The organism is Marinifilum caeruleilacunae (genome assembly GCF_013141825.1).
GTDB lineage: Bacteria > Bacteroidota > Bacteroidia > Bacteroidales > Marinifilaceae > Marinifilum > Marinifilum caeruleilacunae.
Genome location: NZ_RZNH01000032.1, coordinates 40,126 through 59,784, shown reverse-complemented (window position 1 = coordinate 59,784; position 19,659 = coordinate 40,126). Strand labels below are relative to the sequence as shown.

Sequence of the window (19,659 nt, the reverse complement as noted above, 5' to 3'; positions counted from 1 at the left end):
GCTTATTCTTTTACTTTCTTGCTCATGATCAGATAGTATACGAGGAATCCGATTGAGGTGAAGACAAAGAAGATACCAAATGGCATTGCGCTTCTGTAGCTTTTGAATTCAGGATAGTAGGCTCCAAGAATTTCCAGAACGATGAATCCTAATCCTCCAAAGAAGGCTACCAATCCCCATTTTAATGCTGGATACTGGTCGTACTGCACCTGTTTTTTCACTTCTATTTCGGCATTTTGATCCAGAATTTCGGCACGATCGAAATGTCCTGTTTTGATAATTTTTCTTTTTAGAAAATGTGATGATAAAATTTTCACGAAAGTGATGATAGAAAAGAACACCACTGCTGCCATTAATAATTCTCCTATATGCATAATTTCAATTTTTAGATTTCTGAATTTGTTTTGCCTAGTAGACCACGATGCTTTTAAAAAGGTTGCAGCTTGTTGTTATTTTTTTTGAGACTTACTTTCCATGTCATATAAAACCTGGTTTATTCATAAACTGAAAACAGATTTATAATAGCATGATAAAAATAAAGTCTGGCCTGTACTTTTGCCTGAAAGGCATCCTTAATTCAGCCCCGGGAAAAGAAGTGTAATGACTGTCGCCCTGGGTGAATTTGTAAGTTGAATAATCGTCGCACTTGTTGGGTGGATTTGTTCTGCGCGGCTATTGCGACGAAAAATATTTTCTTGCCATATCTGGTAAAGTAGATTTTTGTTCCTGGTTCTACTGTCTTTTATTTGCGGAGCATTAGGGATAGTAGCGGATATCCCACAGTGAGGTACGAGCGAGGAGTAGCAACCTGATTTAGAATAAAAATATCAGTCACAGAAAGTCAAATTAATTAAAGATTTATTTAATGTGAAGTTGACTTTTCATAGAATTTGCCTGCTTTTGGCATAAATTCCCTCAAATCCTCTTGAAATATCCCGATATTCCTTCAAAAATTTGAGAAAATTTCCACTCAAAATCAGTGCAAACTGTGACAATATTTTTATTCGAAGTCAGGTTTTAGCGAATAGCCCGACCCGAAGGGAAATGCCCTAATAAATGAAAATCGAATATTAATTGAGCAATTTAATGGCAGTTTTATTTAGAAACCGTTCGTGTCCCTCTGAAAAAAGCTTTAAGCCTCAAGTTGCTAGCCACAATTTTTATTTAGATTCGGTGCTGAATAAAAAATATTCAAATTTTCTGCAACCTATTTCTTACCTTGCTTGTCTACTGCAAGAGAAGATGAAGGAGACAGAGCTGATACATCAGATAAATAATGGTAATCCCCAGGCCTTTCGGTTTTTGGTGAAGCAATATGAGCGCCTTGTATTTCACGTGGCAGCGCGTTTGCTTAATCAGCAGGAAGATTTGGAGGATATCTGCCAGGAGGTGTTTATAAAGGTGCATCAGAAGTTGCCTGAATTTCGTGGGGAATCGAAGCTTTCGACCTGGATTGCCACCATTGCCTACAGGGTTACGATTAATCATGTAAAAAAACGCAAGCCTGATACGGATATTGACGACAAGGAGCGAGATTTTTTGCATTCGGATATGATTAGCGAGGAGCATCCGCAAAAAATTGCAGAAAAGAAGGAGTTAAAGCTTTACGTGCGTAAAATGATTGATGAGTTGCCAGAGCAATACAAAACTGTTTTAAGTTTGTATCATCTGGAAGAAATGGGTTATAAGGAAATTGTTGAGATTACGGGTTTGCCGGTTGGAACGGTGAAAAATTATATTTTCAGGGCACGTAAATTGTTGAAAGAGTTGATTGAAAAGAGTGAGTTAGTAAGCAATTTAAATTAATTGATATGCATAGCTACAGAGGAAAACACACAGAAGAGGAGTTCCAAAATGTGGATGATTTGCTAAAAGAGATTTTGGAGGATGATTTTGAGATTCGGATTCCTGCTGATTTTGCCGATAATGTGGTGGAAAAGGTAGAGAAGAGAAAATCGATTCGTGAGGCATTATTGCGCCATTCGCTAATGGCTTTGGGTGTAATTGTGATCCTGGGGTTTTCGATGGCTTTCCTGTTCTATTTCGGACTGCAAGAGGCCAATATCATTGTAGATTTTGCATGGACATTTAAATATCCGATTGCCTTTGTATTGTTTATTATTACGGCAATTCAATTGGCCGACTCCTTCCTTTTAAGCAGAACGAAGGACCAATTGGAGGAGAGATAAACTTATTTTTTACGATATAAAAAGGGATAAACTCATGCTTGGTTTATCCCTTTTATTTTTGTGTTTATTTCTCTTTCGATTCTTCCTGCTGAGGCGGTTTCGTTTCTTCTTCCTCTTCGGCGAAAGGAGCATCGGTTCCTACAATTTTCATATTTCGATAATCGTCGGGATTGAGATACACGCCTGTTCGGGTTACATTTTCGATATTTGCATAACTGTATGTAAGCACCACCATTTCGTTATTTTCCAAATCGATAATGGTTTGCATGATGGCATTCTCGGTTCCCGACTGAGAAATAAAAAGTGCGTTTTTAGGCACATTAACATTGGCAGGAGGAGTAACAATGGTTTGAGTCATTTGGCAGGATGCCAAAAGCAAAACTCCAAGACAATAAAAGACTACTTTTTTCATAATTCAATGTATTGATTTTAGATTAGTATTCTCGTTTTATTGTATTGCAGTTACTCCTCTGCTGGCCCTACTCTACTGTGTAAGTAGGGATTCTGCCAGGAGTCCATGCTGCTCCTTGTTTCTCCAATTCGGCCTCTACCCATTTCATTTCCTGGGCCAGGTTCTGTAATCTCTTTAAAGCAGCCGGAAATTCTTCTTTAAGAATTTCGAACTGATCTTTCTGCGTTTGAGTGACTCCCGATGTACTTGCCCAATGTGTACCCACAATGTTGTTAATTCGTCGTGAAATTGGAATTTGAGCCGGTGGCACTTCTTCCCAACTTGCTCTTGCAGATACTCCTTTGAACAGGAATTCAATTTCATTCAACTCTGCCGATAGTTCATCTACTTTTTCAGAAACATTTGCATTGATTCGTGGTGTTTGCAACAATACAGTTTTTATGGCTGCCATTTTTGCTTTAAACGATTCTGTTAACTGCATACTACCCTGTACAGCTTTCAACATTCGTGCCACTTTTTGCTGGAATTGTACCAGTTCTTTTCGGTTTTCGGCAGGCAATGTTGTGTTGTTAAGCGGAACTGCTTTAAACTTCACCTCATCGGCAAGTTTCTGGTATTTTCCTTTAGACACAATGCCCATTTCGACCATATATTCGCCTGGCATTACAAACATGCCTGATCTTGCTTTTTTGGTAGGCTTAAAGTCTTTGCTCTTTACCGGGTACACCGATGGGAATTTTAAATCCCAATTGATACGGTTGATTCCTTTCTTCGCACTTGAAGTAATCTTACGAATTTCTTCTCCATCCTGATCTTTGATGGTAAACAATAGGTAAGGTGCTACTTCTCTCTTTTCATCTTCGAGCTCTTTCCAGCTTGGCTGTGGAATAAACTCACCTTTCTTGAACAGCTCTTTCTCTTTTTGATGGCGAGCTTGTTTTGCTGTTTTTGGCACTTCTTTTAAATAGTAAGTGAATGTAGCACCAAAGGCAGGATTAGGAGCCGTAAAGTAGGTATGGCCCATGCTTCCTTTTCCTCCTGTCTGAATGAACATTAGTGCATCTTTCACTTCGAAAAGTTCAGCTTCTTTGTTTGCCATTTCTTTGTTTACAAATCTTAGCGGCGAATAATCGTCCAAAATGAAGAATCCACGTCCGAAACTTGCTGCAACAAGGTCGCATTCGCGTTCCTGAATGGTTAAATCGCGAATAGCAATGGTTGGAATACCTGATTTTAACTGCACCCAATTTTCTCCATTGTTTTTGGTAAAGAAAATGCCGAATTCGGTTCCAACGAATAACAATTCAGGATCTTTAAAATCTTGCTCGATGGTATGAACTGTTCCATTTTTTGGCAGGTTACCGGCAATATTTGTCCATGTTTTTCCTTTATCAACACTCTTTAGAATGTAAGGTTTAAAGTCGTCGCGCTTACGGTTGTCGAAAGATGCGTAAACTACATTTTCGTCGTGTTTCGATGGTAAAATGTCGCTTACGTATGTATACTGAGGAATTCCTGGGAAAGAGGCAATTTTCGTCCAATCTTTTCCAGCCTGTTCGCTAATTTGAATCAAACCATCGTCGGTTCCTACATATAATAAATTCTCTTTCAATGGCGATTCAGCCATAGAAACAATGGTACCAAATTGTGAGGTAGAAACATGTTTCTTTACTGCATCGGCACTCCAGTATTTGCCCATTACCTTGAATGAATCGCGATCTTTTCCGGTAGATAAATCTTCGCTAATAACTTCCCATGAGTTTCCTCGATCTTCGCTTCGGAATACTTTATTGGCTGCCACATACAAACGTGTATGTTTGTGTGGAGATATAATCATTGGTGCATTCCAGTTCCATTTGTAAGCTTTTTCATCTTTTCGCTCACGTGGCTTGATATTGATCTTTTCACCACTTTTTTTATCGTAACGGAATGAGTTTCCATATTGATATTCGCAGTATACAATGTTAGGATCTTTTGGATCGATTTGTGCCCAGAAGCCATCGCCACCCAAAATTGGATCCCACTCATCGTTGGTTACCCCTCTTCGGCTGATATTTTGTGATGGTCCACCTAGCGTATTGTTATCCTGAGTTCCCCCGTAAACATTATAGAACGGCTTGGCATTATCCACCTGAACACGGTAAAACTGGGTTACCGACAAGTTCGATTTATACACGTAGGTAGCACCAGCATCGAAACTTTCGTAGATACCGCCATCGCCACCAATCATAAAGTGTTTGGTATCATTCGGGTCGATCCAAAGTGCATGATCATCAACATGGCGATTTTTCAGACCTAGGCGTTTCCAGGTTTTTCCACCATCTTCGGTGTAATGCGTATAGGTTTCTACCGAATACACTTTATCAACATCAACAGGATCGCAGAATATTTCGTTGTAATACTGTCCGCTACTTGCATGGTCGCTCATTTTGCTCCACGATTCTCCGCGGTCGGTAGAACGGTAAAAACCGCTTCCTTTTGCTGCTTCAATAATCACATATACATAATTGTGATTTACCGGAGAAACTGCAATGCCCATTCCTCCAACATGACCCGATGGCAAACCTGTCTTTAACTTACGCCAGTTCTCACCTCCATCGGTCGATTTGTAAATGGCCGATTCTGGTCCGCCACCAATTTTTGCATGTACATGACGACGACGCTGTTCCGAAGTTGCGTACATAACATCAGGATCAACCGGATCGATAATCACATTATTCACACCAGTATTTTCACTGATATGCAAAACTTTCTTCCAGTTCTTTCCTCCATCGGTAGTTTTGTACAGGCCACGTTCCTCACCTGGTCCCCAGGTTGATCCTTCGGCTGCCACAAAAACAATATCCGAATTGCGTGGATCGATTACAATTCCACCAATATGGCGCGATTCTTTCAATCCCATGTTTTTCCAACTCTTACCCCCATTCATGCTTTTGTACACGCCATCGCCATAGCCCAATGCACGTTGGTGATTGTTCTCGCCTGTTCCAGCCCAAACCACATTGCTATTGTTCGGGTCCATCGTAACTACACCAATCGAGTAGGAACCATACTTATCGAAGACAGGTTTCCATGTGGTTCCATTGTTAATGGTTTTGAAAATGTTTCCACTCGAAACAGCTACGTAGTACTCGCTATGGTTATTGGGATTCACTGCAAAATCGGAAATTCGTCCGGATGTTGTGGCCGGACCGATTCCTCTAAATTTTAATCCACTTACTAAACTTGAATTGATTAAAGAATCTTTGGTAGGCTCTTTTGTTTTTTTCTTGGCCAAAACAGAATGAGCTGGCAGCATCAGGCCGGTTAAAGCCATCACCATCAACACCCGTTTCAGTCGGATTGTAAAAGTATTCATATGGTTGGTTTTAGGATGAGTTGAAGCGCTTTTTAGTTGTCTGTTTACGCATCAACATGTGTATATTCTTAAGTTTGTTGAATTTACATGTTTATGGCTAAAATTCCTAGTGCAAAACTGTGAATCTCCTCTCACGAATATAAAGGATTCCTAAGCCATATTTCTCTTCTCTTTATCTCCTCTGTAATATTCACCCTCACCTGTTCTTTAACATGCATTAAAAATGGAATAATATCTACTTTTAGGATATTAAGGTCTTTTATTTCTTATTGAATTAATAAGAGGCCAATTCACAAACTAAATGAAGATGATCATGAATATAAAAATCAAAAAATTAGACTTGGTTATTGCAGGTTACATGCAGAAATTATCAATCCCGGCAATTCGTTTTTCATTTGCTGTGATATTTATCTGGTTCGGAATTTTAAAACCCATCGGTTTGTCGGCTGCCATTCCATTGGTAAAATCAACCGTAAGTTGGATGCCTTTCTTTGCTGCTGAAACCTGGGTAGATATTATTGGATGGTGGGAAGTGCTTATTGGCATTTGCTTCCTTTTTAAAAAGAGCACACGACTTGCCATTGCCTTACTGTTTTTACAAATGACGGGTACATTTATGCCATTGGTAATTTTGCCTGAGGTTACTTTCCAGTCGGGCAACATTTTACTTCCAAGCCTGGAAGGTCAATATGTAATCAAGAATATCATGATTATTTCGGCTGCGCTAGCCATTGGAGGAAGCCTGATTTACCCCAAGAAAAAATCCGATTCAACTGAACCGGATTCCATATAATCTTTCGAATTGATATCCCGACCTGAAATCGGGATATCTTTTATCCTTTATCTTTTCTTTTTTCTCAGCCAGATTCTTTCTCCAGCCTTCACTTTGTAGTTCTTCTTTACTCCATTGTACTTGCACAGTTTTTTCAGTTTTACACCGTACTCCTGCGAAATTTCGTAAAGTGTTTCCCCTTCTTTCACACGGTGGAAATTATATCCCCTGGCTGCTTTATTCCTCTTGTTGTGCAGGTAAAGTCTTTGGTCGATTTGTAGAATATAATTCTTCGGTAAATCGTTGTAGCGAAGCAATTTCTTGCGCTCTACCCCAAGGTTTTTCTCAATGCTATAGAAAGTATCTCCTTTCTTTGTCAGGATGTAATGAATTCCATTGGCAACTTCCAACCTTGCACCAAATGGGTCGATGCTCAGGTCTCCATCAATGTCTGCCAGCTGGGTTTTATCTGGTTTCTCTACATAATAGTCTCCACCAGCACCTTTCCTGTCTAACTTATACAGTTGCTCGCCTTCGATAATACTGATTAGCTTGTGTGCGTATTTAGGATCGGTAGCATATCCTGCTTTCTTTAGTCCATGGGCCCAACGTTTGTAATCATCCGATCGGTACTTAAACAGGAAGGCATATCGCGAGCGAGTGGTCAGGAATTTAGAATGATCTTTATACGAATCGTAAGGGTTGGTATATTTTCTGAAGCATTCTCCTTTTTCATCATCGTCGAACTCCATGCTTGGTCCAACCCAATCGTGGCATTTTATTCCGAAATGGTTGTTCGCTTTTCGGGCCAAATCTGAATTTCCATTTCGCGATTCCAGAATTCCCTGGGCCATTGTAATACTGGCAGGAATTCCTGTTCGCTCCATTTCTCTAATGGCCAGGTCTTTGTATTTTTGAATGTACTCTTTTCGTGTGTAATTTTTTGCCAATACGCTTGTCGAAATTGTAAGCATTAGCAGTGTGTATAGGATAATTTTCTTCATAAATGTCTAAAGTGATAGCCAGGTAAATAAGATTTCGAAAATTTATGTATATCTTAGTTCCGATTTCGAAAACAACCATAAAAATATAACAATCCTGTTATTCATTGATATTTCTGTATCAATTTTTATTCACAAGATATTCCGTTGATAGGCTAACGATAATTTTTAAGTAAATATTATCGAAACTATTATATATATTTATGAGTATTAGTAGTTAGTTCTTGTACTAATTGCAAATTACTGCATACTAATGGCATTAAGATGAAGAAAACACAAATTATAACAACAGTTTACGAATACGATTCGGTTGAGGAACTTTCGAAAGAGGATCAATTGCTGGTCAATCAGGCCAAAGATGCAGCTCATCGCTCTTATGCGCCTTATTCAAAATTTAATGTTGGGGCAGCTCTCCTTCTGGAAAATGGTGAAATTGTACAGGGCAATAACCAGGAAAACTCTGCTTACCCTTCGGGATTATGTGCCGAAAGAGTTGCCGTTTTTTATGCCAATGCCAAATACCCAGATGTTCCGGTAAAAGCCATAGCCATTACTTCGAGAACCAATGGGAACTTTTTAGATACTCCTGTTCCGCCTTGTGGGTCGTGCCGACAAGTTTTATTAGAAACCGAAGACAGGTACAATCAACCCATTAAAGTGATTCTTTGCGGTGAAAATAAAATTCGAATCGTAGACAATATCAAGCAGTTATTGCCCCTGTTTTTCGATAAAGAAATGTTGAACGAATAAAAAAAACGGAAGTCCGATGGGCTTCCGTTTTTTGTTTTTCTAAAACGAAAAACTAAGATTGATTTGCACCTGCGATGGACGCAATTGATAGTAGTTCCCAACAATTGAATACTCATCGACAAAATAACTTGAATAAGTAGATTTATCGAATACATTCAGCCAGTGCAACTCCAATTTTGTGCGTTTATTTTTAAAAGTATATCGGTACAATAAATCGAGAAACAGACTTTCAGCTCCTTCGTTTTTATAATACTCGGCAGCACTTCCAAAATAATGACTTTCCCAGGGAAACACCATCATATTCATTTTATGCAACTGCTGTTCTACCTTATTGGTTTCGCCCCTATTTATCTGCGAGTTTAGCCAGGTAAATTCACTTTTAAATTCCAGGTTCAACCATTCGAATACATCAGTGGTAATTTTGGAATTTACAATGTAAGTCTCGTTATTAATTGGGCTAACAAGCTGGTTCAAAAACATTTTTTGTCGACTCGAAAAATAATTCCCTTTTAGGCTAAAGTTGGTTTTCCAATTGCCCACATATTTGCTTGCCTGTGCAAATAAATTATGGGTATAGCTATTGTTATCGTAATTTTCCCATTTTATTTTCATCGATCCATCGTCCTGAATTTCATTATTAAGCATTACATCCATTTTGCTTTCGGTATAACGATAACCAATGTGCATAAAAACTGAGCTTAAGGGATTTTTATAAAATAATGTTGTCCCCATGTTCTGTCCTTTGGTTTCGCCCAAAGCAGCTTCTCGATGTTGCAAACGTCTATAGTTTTCTAATACCTGTGCATAATTAATCCGACTATTGTCTTTGATCCGATCTATTCTTTTCCAGCTATTTTTCCACTCTAAAAAAGAATTAAGCTTGTAATTCAAGCGAAGTTGTGGCTGAAATAAAAAGCTTTCTTTCTTCAAGGAAACATTTGCAGGTTTATCACAAATCTTGTAACGGGAATAATTAAAAGGTAAATCGGCAAAAAGCTTTAAGGTCTCACTTATGTATTGAACTCCTTCGCTTGCATACACCATGTTCTTATTGAATTCCAATCGGTTTTGAAAATCGAGCCCAAGATTTTCAAACTGTTCCTGTTCTCGAGTATAAATATTCGATTCGAAGTCTTTCTGTTTGTACTGATATCCCAACTTATGGGTAAAACTCCATCGCTTCACGCGATTGATCAGGCTTGCAGATTGATTAACATTTAAAACCTTGTGCGTGGCCTCCTGCATTACCGCGTTGTATGGCTTGCCTTCATTTAAAACATCGGAATAAACACCTGGCTGTATCTGCAAACTTTGTGGGGCCCTGTTGTATCCCACAAAAGAATTGAACTGCCACATTCGTTTGCCCAGGGGTTTTATCCATTTTAGTTTGTTTGAAAATGACTGAAATGGATTATCGTAATCCTGTCTTATTTTATCGCTAGCTTGTTGTACATTACCCATTTGAGCATCCCAATAGACTTTAAAGTTCAGAGTGTTTTTTAAATAGCTTTTATCGGAGTTCTGTGTTACAATAAAATCATTTACAAGCGAGCGTTTATTCAAGCTATTACTGATATGTTCACTTAATACAACAGTATCCTTACCCAGAAAATACTCACTTTTCCTTCCACCTTCATGTTTCTGATAATCGTTTAAATAAGAACTGTTTACCTTAAGTTGTATATCCTTATTCAACTTTAATAAATAATTATTCGATAACAAATGGATGTTGTTATCCAGATATCTCATGCTCTGAAAATTGGGCGTAGATAATCCCTGGATGCCTAATAATTCCTCTTTATCGGTATCGTTATCTACTTTATCGAGTAAATCTTCAATGCTAAGCACTTTTAAATCGGAAGCTACATCCTTCCCTGTATTATTGGCCTGGTACGAACAGATAAATTGCTGTTTTTTATTGAACAGCATAGGGGTAATATTGGCGTTCCAAAGAAAAGGAGTAAAACCTGTTCCCATTTGCGCCTTACCTGTTAGCGTAATATTCCGTTTTAGCTTGATATTTAAGGAAGCCTTATCGGTAGCGGTTACATTACGCAGCAATTTAATGGGTTCATGATTTTCGAGAACCTGCACCGAAGCCACTGCTTGGGCTGGTAAATTGTTATTGGCCAAATTGTATTTGCCTTCTAACAAATCCAAACCCTCTATATAATATTTACGAATTGGTGTTCCCTGGTATAGAATTCTACCGTCCGATTCTACCTCAAGGCCAGGCATTTTGTTGATCACATCGGCAATCACCTGATCTTTTTTACTGGCGAAAACACCTACCGAATAGGATAAGGTATCACCACGCTGAGTAATTCCCGGAGCTTTTACATTCACTTCTTTTATTTCCTTAACATCGGGATATAATGTAAAATTCTCAACATGGCTTTTGGTACTCACCCATAAATTCTGGTTGGAATAATTCAGCGATTGAGTTTTCAGATAGACAGAGTCTTTTTCGGTAGAAAATTGAATTTGATACTCTCCCTCTGCATTGCTTATTGCAAAAGCCACAATTCCTCCATTAACCTGCTTTTGTATCAGTACATGAATATTTTCCAATGCATCACCTTTATCGCTGATAATTTTACCCGATATTTTGGTTTGTGCAAGAGCATTCTGTACCCAAAACAAGAAAAATACAATTACAAAACAGGTAAAACACTTCCCGTAAATGCGTGATTTATTAATTGGCATGAATGGTTTATTGCAGTAATAATTATCTCAACTCCATTGGGTTGTTTCTTTGTTTGGCTTTTCTTTGGGCACGCTCCTTGAACTCTTTCTTTTTAAGTGGATCAGTAAAGCGCGCTCCCATTTGCTCCAAACGTTGCACAATATTTTGATTCGCATCATATTTAGCTTTTACTACCCCCTCGCGTGTAGACTCCGTTGTATAAAGAATTGGATAGTAGATATTTACTTGTTTTTTTGTTTTAGATATTGATTTTAACTTAAAAACATAGTGATTTTTGGTATCACCAACCATTACAATTAATCCAGGTAAGCCATGAAATTTATATGGCCCTTCGTTAACAGGTACTTCTTTGGTAAACCAAGCTATATAATCTCTTCCCGCATATTTGGTAGTCGCTTTTTGACATTCCATTCCAGCAATACTATCAGTGTCCATCTCAATTTTCCAATTCAAGGAGTTCATATCTTCTTCATATTCGTATTTATCATTAAAAACTCGATCGAAGCATACCAATTTTCCTTTTTTATAGTTCTTAAAAATTTGATAATTAAAATTCGTTCTTGGATATATAGAAATGTCTGCAACAGCTATTTCCAGAGGAACATTTCTTTTCTCAATATCATATATCATAGAATCTTTCTTCACTAAATTTTCACTCAAAAATTTAGAACCATTATTACCTATAAGTAATAACATATTCTCATTACGAATATCTTCTTTGTTTGTAGAATCTCTTTGATATTGATGGGTGTAAATACAAATTAAATTGGCTTGATCAATGATCTTTGTGTTGCATGTTTTTGTTTGGGAATAAACAAATGTAAATAGAAACAGTAATATTGTTAAATTTATTAGTTTTTTCATCATAATAATTCAATTGGATTATTTCTTCTTCTAGCTTTTTCCATTGCTCGCTTTTTAGCTTTTTCTCTTGTCTCTGGATCAGAAAAACTACCCCCCATATCCTCCAATCGTTTAATGATATCTTGTTTCGCATCGCGCTTTACTTTCATTAATCCTTCTCGAGTTGTACAAATTGTTGGATAAGTTGGAAAATAAATCAAAGTGCCTTTAGGAGGAACTATCGTTGATAACAGCTCAAAAGAATAATGATTTTTAGTATCAGCTATTTTAACAATTAAGCCAGGTAAACCATGAAACTTATATGGACCTTCACTTAATGGAATTTCCTTTGTGAACCATGCCTCATAAGATCTACCTTTATAATTTGTTATGGCTTTCTGACATTTATATGATAAAATTGTAGCCGTATCGGATTTTATAATCCAATTAAAACAATCCATTGGTTCATCATATACAAACTTATCTTTATGTACACGATCAAATACACTAAATGATCCTTTAGGAAAATTTTTATAAACTTGATGTTCATATTTCAATTTTGGAAAAATAGAAATATCGGCCAATGCAATTTCCATGGGAATTCCTCTATTTTCGAAATCTTGAATCATAGAATCCATTTTTATTCTACCATAACTCTTATATCTTGAACACTTCTCTCCTATAAATAAATCCATCCTTTCACTCCCTATCTTTAAAGCATTAGTGGAATCACGCTGAAAAGTAAACAAATAGGTACATCGAAGTTTTGCAATATCTATTGCTTCATGATTTTTAATTTTATTTTGAGCATTAATTGAAAAAGAAAATACTATCAAGAGTAAAATCAATGTAATTCGAAACATCTCTAATAATTTTAAAGTTAAAAAGCTACGATTGATCCCATTTTGGAATCAATCGTATAAACATTAATCACACAAATCTTCTTCAGCTGATGCTATTCCTTCTAATACTGTTTCCATAGTTAAACCACAAACCATATAACCATCATAACAAGAAAGATTTACATCAATGCATGCTGCATCAGCTTTTTTAGGTGCAGCAGCAATCAACAAAACTCCAAAAAACATTAAACTCAGAATTTTCTTTTTCATAGTAAGAAATTTAACAGCAAAAATCCTTCCCCATACAATTGCCAATTGCACAAGTCATCTCGGTTTAGTAGCTTTGCCTTTGCCAAAGTAGCTAAGCTACAAGCCATTCGGGGAAGAGAATGGATAAAATTTGATTCCCGAATGGCAATTCCAACAATTTCACCCCACATATTGTTTAGTCAATAACTCAAATCCATAACTTAAAATCAAGATTTAATTCAACTGCCAAAAGAATATATGTTGGTATATATTGTTAGATTATTGCCCTACTAAATTAATATAATTTTAATACAATCCAAATACAAACTCCTTTCCAGCAATCTCCTAACACCCTATAATTAGGCTTTTTGGTAGATACAGGAGTCTATTCTCTGTTTAACATTTATGTAACAAGTCAAAATAATATTTACCAGTAAAAACAACACGCAAAGGCTTTTTTCATCCTTTCCAAGTAAAACTTATCTTAAACCATTTTATATTTTATTGTAAAACAAAAGCTCTACCGGAAAAATACCAATAGAGCTTTCTTACATTATAAAAAAACCGATGCGAAAGCATCGGTTTTATATCTAATCTGCTAATTTTTCTAACTCTTTCCACAAATTATCATCCTGTGGAACCGGAGCTTTAATTCTTATGGGTTCTTGTTTTACCGGGTGCATAAAACCAATTTCCCTGGCATGAAGACCAATTCCTCCACCATTTTTAGAGCGTGGAGCTCCATATTTTAAATCGCCGCGAATTGGCATTCCAACTTTCGAAAGCTGAGCTCTAATTTGATGATGACGACCTGTATGAAGTTTCACCTCCAACAAGAAATATTTCTGCGAGCGAGTCAATAACTTGTAGTCCAATATGGCTTCTTTCGCACCTTTTTTCTCCCTATCGAAAGCATTGGTACGATTCTTCTCCTGGTTTCTCAACAAGTAGTGCTTCAAGGTCTCCTCTTCTACTCTTGGACAGTTTTGCACCACGGCCCAGTAAATCTTATCGATCTGTTCGGCCTTTTGCTGAAACATTTTATTCAAACGAGTTAAGGCCTTACTGGTTTTTGCAAAAATCACAACTCCACTTACCGGTCTGTCGATACGGTGTGGCACACCCAGGTATACATCACCTGGTTTGTTGTACTTTCTTTTTATGTAGGTCTTTACTTTTTCGCTTAAAGGTTCATCACCAGTCTGATCCCCCTGAACAATGTCACCACATCGCTTGTTAATTGCAATAATGTGATTGTCCTCGTATAATACCTCTAGTCTTTCTCTTGCCACCTTTATTCAATTATTAATTCTGAATGATTAATGAAGTACTCATTCACTCATTTACTAATTCACTAATATTGTTCTCTTTCGTTCGGGAAATCCTTCGATTTTACATCGCCAATATAAGTTTCTACCGCTCCCTTAATTTCTGCAAACAGGTTGTGATATCTTCTTAAGAAACGAGGAGAAAACTCCTGGGTAATTCCCAACATGTCGTGAATTACCAAAACTTGTCCGTCAACCCCATTGCCTGCACCAATACCAATAATTGGAATGGATACACTTTCGGCCACCTTTTTAGCCAAACCTGCAGGAATCTTTTCAAGCACAATTGCAAAACAACCTGCTTCTTCCAATAACTTGGCATCTTCGAGCAGTTTTTCAGCTTCTTCCTCTTCTTTGGCACGTACTGCATATGTACCAAATTTGTGAATCGATTGTGGTGTTAATCCAAGGTGCCCCATTACCGGAATACCTGCCGAAAGAATACGGTTCACCGATTCCAGAACTTCGCTTCCCCCTTCAAGTTTCACTGCATCGGCGCTTGCTTCCTTCATAATGCGAATGGAAGAGTTCAATGCTTCTTTCGAGTTTCCCTGGTAGGTACCAAAAGGCAAATCAACAACAACCAAAGCTCTTTGTACTGCACGTACAACCGATGCGCCATGATAAATCATCTGATCCAAAGTAATTGGCAATGTGGTTTCGTGTCCTGCCATTACGTTAGATGCTGAGTCGCCAACCAAAATAACATCTATTCCTGCCTTATCAACAATGGCAGCCATCGAATAGTCGTAGGAGGTTAGCATGGAGATTTTTTCTCCCTTCAATTTCATTTCAGAAAGCACATGTGTTGTAACTCTCTTTACCGATTCTTTATGAATTGACATGATTTTAAATTTTTGGACAATAGATTAAGTAAGGTGCAATTATCCCAATTCTGTTTTAATTCATACCATTACAATTATTTTTTGAATGGTATAAGACTGCAAAGGTAAAAGAAAAAAGTGAATGAGAGGTGAGTTAATGAGTGAATGAGTGAATGAGAAGTGAGTGAATGAGTGATTGTCTGAATTTGTGATTTTGTGAATTAGTAAATGAGTTAATGAGGATTTGTTAATTGAATGCTTCAATTAATCATTCATCATTAATCATTCATCATTCATAATTGCCTACTTCTGTCTTTCTGTCAGTAAACCTGTCATGATTTAATCTGATTGCTTCCCATACTGTGTCAGTTTTGCATTCGAAACTGCAATTTTTCGAATGGCACAGCCTTTGATTATTCCCTGTCGGATTTGAGAATGATCCGCGAGTGAATTAGAAAAAAATAAGAACATTAAATAAATACTTAAAATGGGTAAAATTATTGGAATCGACTTAGGAACTACCAACTCTTGTGTATCTGTAATGGAAGGTAACGAGCCTGTAGTAATTCCTAACAGCGAAGGTAAAAGAACTACTCCGTCTATTGTAGCGTTTGTAGAAAATGGTGAAAGAAAAGTTGGTGATCCTGCAAAGCGTCAGGCCATCACAAACCCATCAAAAACAATTTTCTCTATCAAGAGATTTATGGGTGAAACTTACGACAAAGTAGGTAAAGAAGTCGGACGTGTTCCATATAAAGTACTAAAAGGTGATAACAACACACCACGTGTTGAAATTGACGATAGAAAATATTCTCCACAAGAAATTTCGGCAATGACTCTTCAGAAAATGAAGAAAACTGCTGAAGATTATCTTGGACAAGAAGTAACTGAAGCTGTAATTACAGTTCCTGCTTACTTCAACGATGCACAGCGTCAGGCAACTAAAGAAGCTGGTGAAATTGCTGGTTTAACTGTTAAGCGTATTATTAACGAACCAACAGCTGCTTCTTTGGCATATGGTCTTGATAAGAAAGATCAGGATATGAAAATCGCAGTATTCGACCTTGGTGGTGGTACTTTCGATATTTCAGTTCTTGAATTGGGTGATGGTGTATTCGAAGTAAAATCTACCAATGGTGATACTCACCTGGGTGGTGATGATTTCGACCAGGTAATTATCGATTGGTTGGCTGATGAATTCAACAAAGAAGAAGGAATTGACTTGCGTCAGGATCCAATGGCTCTTCAGCGTTTGAAAGAAGCTGCTGAGAAAGCAAAAGTTGAATTGTCGAGCTCTACAAGCACTGAAATCAACTTGCCATACATTATGCCAGTAAACGGTATTCCAAAACACTTGGTAAAAACTCTTTCTCGTGCACAATTCGAGCAATTGGCTGATAGCTTGATTCAAGCTGTAATTGAGCCATGTAGATCTGCATTGAACGATGCTGGTGTATCTGCTGCAGAAATTGATGAAGTAATCCTTGTAGGTGGTTCTACTCGTATCCCTGCAATTCAAAATAAAGTACAGGAATTCTTCGGTAAAGCTCCTTCGAAAGGTGTAAACCCTGATGAAGTAGTAGCTGTAGGTGCTGCAATTCAAGGTGGTGTATTAACTGGTGAAGTAAAAGACGTTCTTCTTTTGGATGTTACTCCTCTTTCCTTAGGTATTGAAACTATGGGTGGTGTAATGACAAAATTGATTGAAGCCAACACTACAATCCCAACCAAGAAGACTGAAACCTTTACGACTGCTGCTGACAATCAGCCATCTGTAGAAATTCACATTCTTCAGGGTGAGAGACCAATGGCACAAGGAAACAAAACAATTGGTCGTTTCCACTTAGATAGTATTCCACCAGCACCACGTGGTATTCCACAAATCGAAGTTACTTTCGATATCGATGCGAATGGTATCTTGAATGTATCTGCTAAAGATAAAGGAACAGGTAAAGAGCAAAATATTCGTATCGAAGCTTCTTCAGGATTATCTGATGAAGAAATTAACAGAATGAGAGACGAAGCAAAGGCTAACGAAGAAGCTGATAACAAAGCAAAAGAAAGAATCGATACTTTGAACAAAGCTGACGGAATGATTTTCCAGACTGAAAAGCAGTTGAAAGAGATCGGTGATAAATTGCCAGCTGATAAGAAACAGCCAATCGAAGATGCATTGAACAAATTGAAAGAAGCACACAAAGCTCAGGATGTTGATGCTTGTAATGCTGCTATCGAAGAGTTGAACAATGTATTCCAGGCTGCATCTCAGGAAATGTACAACGCTCAGCAACAGCAAGGCGGTCAGCCAGGTCCTGATGCAGGCGCACAAGCTGGAGGTCAAGCTGGAGGTCAATCAAAATCAGACGATGAAGTAACTGATGTTGACTTCGAGGAAGTAAAATAAGAAGTGATTAGCTAAAGGCTAAAATTCGATAAATTAAAAGGAGCTGCTCATCAGAACAGCTCCTTTTTTTTATGTGATAAAAATATAGGTAAGATTACTTGTGTCAATATTACACGACAGCATCTGGTGCTGAATGCATCCAGAATGTTTTTACCTTCATTTTAATGTAGTTCAATTCGTATTCTACACATTTCATTGGGTCCTCTTTGCGATATAAGCTCTGGCCTATTTCCATAACATCCTGCATGGTTGCCCAAAGGTGATTCAAACACCTGAAAACTTCCTCTTTAAGCAATCCTCTGGAATTCAGCAGGCGGTTCAACTCAATGCGATCCAGTTTTAATACCTGGTAAATTGCATGTATGCCATCAATTATGGATTGGGCAACATCTTCGTTTTGGGTAGGCATATTGGCTTCCAATTGTTGAAGCAAATTTGGCACGATGGAAAGAATAGAACTCAAATTCTTTTTCTCGATAATCTCCACGATATAATCGAATTGCTTGATTCTGGAAACCGGGAAATAATCCTGAACCTCTAAAATTAAAGTATTTAAACTTTCGATTTTTCTAAATACACCAATTCTGATGTTTTGAATTTTTACCCCTTCGGGTCCACAACAAACGATCTCTTTCGCCTTTCTTATTTGCTCAGAAAAACGAGCTTTGAACACCTCATCGAATACAGGATATACTTTTTGAAAGTCGCCAATGTCTCGAGAGAAACTATCGGAGATGAATTTTGCCGCGATGGGCATTTCATCGAAATTAAAAGGAAAATCCATTGTCTCCATACCACCAATTTTGTTAGTTATGCTTTATTAGTTTTATTCTTTCTGATTGATTCCAATCACTTGACCACTAAGATGGAATCGTTTTCGATTCATGTTTTTCTCGTCACCAAAAAAATTGCCTCATCACCACTTTCAACAATACATAATTAGAGAAAAACACATTGAATTCGATTCATAAAATACAAAATATCAATACCATCCAAAAAATATCGATGATGATCTACAACATATTTAAATTATTAAGGATTCGAACCTGTTGGTTTTAATGGGAAAAGCCTGAGATTTTTTTATGACTGTTATTCTTTTATTAGTTTTGTGTTAGCACTTTTTATTTGAATACTTGTCAATCGTGACAAAACAACAACTGAACAAAATGAAACAAAACATATTTATCCTGCTTTTACTTGTGTTTCCACTGATCTCTATTGCACAGGAAACAAACAAAACAGATGAAAATGGATTAAAGCAAGGCATTTGGATGAAAAAATATCCAAATGGCAAACTAAAATACAAAGGAACATTTTTGAACAATCAGCCCATTGGAAAAATGGAACGATATCATGCCAATGGAAACCTGAAGGCAGTACTTTTCTTCTCGGAAAATGGTAAAAAAGCCAAGGCTGAACTGTTTAATGAGTCGGCCAAACGCATTGCCAAAGGAAATTTTATTGAATCGAAAAAAGACAGCATTTGGAACTATTTCGATGCCAAAGGAAATATCCGCGCAAGCGAAAGTTACCAGAAAGGCATTAAGAATGGCCCAAGTGAATACAGGTTTAAAAAGGGTAGTATTTCTGAATCGATACCATATGTAAATGGAAAGAAACATGGCGTTTGGAAACGATTTTTTGAAGATGGGAAAACTTACCTTGAAGCCATGTATAAAGATGGAAAGTTAGATGGTGGATTCCAGGCGTTTTATCCCAATGGAGTGATTGAATTTGGCGGTAAATATCAGAATAACAAGAAAGTCGGCATATGGGAATATCATGCTGAAAATGGCAAGTTACTTTTCAGCATTGAATACCAAAATGGGATTCCTGTTAACCAGGATCAGCTGGATGCCCAACAGATGAAAAAACTACAGATGATGGAAGCACAAAAAGACCAATTGATCAATAGCGATCCTGAAAATTACATTAACGACCCTGATTCGTTTTTGCGAAACCAAATGAGAAGATAACTTC

17 protein-coding genes are annotated in these 19,659 nt (G+C 37.4%); 6 read left to right on the top strand and 11 right to left on the bottom strand.

The window, feature by feature from the left end; translation table 11 throughout:
* Positions 1–2 precede the first annotated feature (2 nt).
* Entirely contained in the window at positions 3–374 is a 372-nt protein-coding gene (locus tag ELS83_RS16380) for a DUF6249 domain-containing protein (protein WP_171596628.1), read from the bottom strand.
* Between the two features lie 868 nt (positions 375–1,242).
* On the opposite strand from ELS83_RS16380, the gene ELS83_RS16375 reads away from it, so the two are divergent.
* Both ELS83_RS16375 and ELS83_RS16370 read left to right on the top strand, forming a co-directional pair.
* A complete protein-coding gene (locus ELS83_RS16375) occupies positions 1,243–1,806 on the top strand; it encodes an RNA polymerase sigma factor (RefSeq protein WP_171596627.1) in 564 nt (187 codons plus the stop codon).
* A gap of 5 nt (positions 1,807–1,811) precedes the next feature.
* Positions 1,812–2,189: a hypothetical protein gene (locus ELS83_RS16370; protein WP_171596626.1), complete on the top strand. Its 378-nt coding sequence runs from the start codon at positions 1,812–1,814 to the stop codon at positions 2,187–2,189.
* A gap of 64 nt (positions 2,190–2,253) precedes the next feature.
* Here ELS83_RS16370 and ELS83_RS16365 read toward each other — a convergent pair whose 3' ends face one another.
* Both ELS83_RS16365 and ELS83_RS16360 read right to left on the bottom strand, forming a co-directional pair.
* A complete protein-coding gene (locus ELS83_RS16365) occupies positions 2,254–2,601 on the bottom strand; it encodes a hypothetical protein (RefSeq protein ID WP_171596625.1) in 348 nt (115 codons plus the stop codon).
* Between the two features lie 67 nt (positions 2,602–2,668).
* Positions 2,669–5,959, bottom strand: a complete 3,291-nt coding sequence (locus ELS83_RS16360; RefSeq protein ID WP_216616633.1) for a WD40/YVTN/BNR-like repeat-containing protein — start codon at positions 5,957–5,959, stop codon at positions 2,669–2,671.
* 313 nt (positions 5,960–6,272) lie between these two features.
* Between ELS83_RS16360 and ELS83_RS16355 the strand changes: the two genes are divergently transcribed.
* Positions 6,273–6,752 (top strand): hypothetical protein, encoded by a 480-nt coding sequence (locus ELS83_RS16355; RefSeq protein ID WP_171596624.1) that lies wholly within the window; start codon positions 6,273–6,275, stop codon positions 6,750–6,752.
* 47 nt (positions 6,753–6,799) lie between these two features.
* Here ELS83_RS16355 and ELS83_RS16350 read toward each other — a convergent pair whose 3' ends face one another.
* Positions 6,800–7,735 carry a glucosaminidase domain-containing protein gene (locus tag ELS83_RS16350; protein ID WP_249414470.1) on the bottom strand — a complete coding sequence of 312 codons (936 nt, stop codon included), beginning with the start codon at positions 7,733–7,735 and terminating at the stop codon, positions 6,800–6,802.
* Positions 7,736–7,996: 261 nt separating this feature from the next.
* Between ELS83_RS16350 and ELS83_RS16345 the strand changes: the two genes are divergently transcribed.
* Positions 7,997–8,482 (top strand): cytidine deaminase, encoded by a 486-nt coding sequence (locus ELS83_RS16345; RefSeq protein WP_171596623.1) that lies wholly within the window; start codon positions 7,997–7,999, stop codon positions 8,480–8,482.
* Positions 8,483–8,521: 39 nt separating this feature from the next.
* On the opposite strand, the gene ELS83_RS16340 is transcribed toward ELS83_RS16345, so the two are convergent.
* The 6 genes from ELS83_RS16340 to panB form a co-directional block, all read right to left on the bottom strand.
* On the bottom strand, positions 8,522–11,188 hold the full coding sequence (locus tag ELS83_RS16340; RefSeq protein WP_171596622.1) for a hypothetical protein: 2,667 nt from the start codon (positions 11,186–11,188) through the stop codon (positions 8,522–8,524).
* A 22-nt stretch (positions 11,189–11,210) separates the two neighbouring features.
* The gene (locus ELS83_RS16335) at positions 11,211–12,053 is read right to left on the bottom strand and encodes a GLPGLI family protein (RefSeq protein ID WP_171596621.1); all 843 of its coding nucleotides are present in this window, start codon (positions 12,051–12,053) and stop codon (positions 11,211–11,213) included.
* Positions 12,053–12,895, bottom strand: a complete 843-nt coding sequence (locus ELS83_RS16330; RefSeq protein WP_171596620.1) for a GLPGLI family protein — start codon at positions 12,893–12,895, stop codon at positions 12,053–12,055. Before ELS83_RS16330 ends, ELS83_RS16335 begins: the two co-directional genes overlap by 1 nt.
* A gap of 63 nt (positions 12,896–12,958) precedes the next feature.
* Positions 12,959–13,144, bottom strand: coding sequence for a hypothetical protein (locus ELS83_RS16325; protein ID WP_171596619.1), 186 nt, complete (start codon positions 13,142–13,144; stop codon positions 12,959–12,961).
* A 569-nt stretch (positions 13,145–13,713) separates the two neighbouring features.
* Positions 13,714–14,415, bottom strand: a complete 702-nt coding sequence (locus ELS83_RS16320) for a pseudouridine synthase (protein WP_171596618.1) — start codon at positions 14,413–14,415, stop codon at positions 13,714–13,716.
* Between the two features lie 62 nt (positions 14,416–14,477).
* Positions 14,478–15,296 carry a 3-methyl-2-oxobutanoate hydroxymethyltransferase gene (gene panB / locus ELS83_RS16315; protein WP_171596617.1) on the bottom strand — a complete coding sequence of 273 codons (819 nt, stop codon included), beginning with the start codon at positions 15,294–15,296 and terminating at the stop codon, positions 14,478–14,480.
* Between the two features lie 466 nt (positions 15,297–15,762).
* Here panB and dnaK point away from each other — a divergent pair, with 466 nt between their 5' ends.
* Positions 15,763–17,679, top strand: coding sequence for a molecular chaperone DnaK (gene dnaK, locus ELS83_RS16310; protein WP_171596616.1), 1,917 nt, complete (start codon positions 15,763–15,765; stop codon positions 17,677–17,679).
* Between the two features lie 109 nt (positions 17,680–17,788).
* Here dnaK and ELS83_RS16305 read toward each other — a convergent pair whose 3' ends face one another.
* Positions 17,789–18,472: a hypothetical protein gene (locus tag ELS83_RS16305; RefSeq protein WP_171596615.1), complete on the bottom strand. Its 684-nt coding sequence runs from the start codon at positions 18,470–18,472 to the stop codon at positions 17,789–17,791.
* 373 nt (positions 18,473–18,845) lie between these two features.
* Between ELS83_RS16305 and ELS83_RS16300 the strand changes: the two genes are divergently transcribed.
* The gene (locus ELS83_RS16300) at positions 18,846–19,655 is read left to right on the top strand and encodes a toxin-antitoxin system YwqK family antitoxin (RefSeq protein WP_171596614.1); all 810 of its coding nucleotides are present in this window, start codon (positions 18,846–18,848) and stop codon (positions 19,653–19,655) included.
* Positions 19,656–19,659 lie beyond the last annotated feature (4 nt).